The sequence below is a fragment of the Pseudomonas sp. 2822-17 genome (genome assembly GCF_002742485.1).
Classification (GTDB): domain Bacteria; phylum Pseudomonadota; class Gammaproteobacteria; order Pseudomonadales; family Pseudomonadaceae; genus Aquipseudomonas; species Aquipseudomonas cyclaminis.
In genome coordinates, this window is the sequence record NZ_LJRZ01000423.1 from 1 (window position 1) to 407 (window position 407).

The following is a 407-nucleotide window of genomic DNA, read 5'->3' on the forward strand; positions in this document are numbered from 1 at the left end:
GTATAAGACTGCAAAATTAACCATAATTACTGAGGAAGTTATCAATTTCCCATTTAAAATAAAGGAAAAAAGAATATTATTTATTACTGACCTCCATAACAGGAAGGTTGAAGAAGAATGGATTAAAAAAATACCTCCAGTAGACTTTGTTATTATCGGAGGAGATCTTGTAGAAAAAGGTGTCCCTGAATCTTTGATTAATCATAATTTGTCACTACTAACATCCCTGTGTGACAAAGTCTTTTTTGTATGGGGTAATAATGACTTTAAATTTGGTGAAAAGAGGTTAAAGAAAATCCTACAAATGTGGAATGTCATTATACTCGAAGACAATGTATATTCTATAACAGAAGACGAAGAAAAATGGAGTATTATTGGTCTAAAAGAAGTTGAGGGTGGATCAGGAG

Annotated in this window: 1 protein-coding gene; it reads left to right on the forward strand. The window is 31.7% G+C overall.

Annotated elements, in window-relative coordinates; all coding sequences use genetic code 11:
• A partial coding sequence (locus AOA60_RS14680) for a metallophosphoesterase (RefSeq protein ID WP_178075362.1) occupies window positions 1-407 on the forward strand: 407 nt, incomplete at both ends.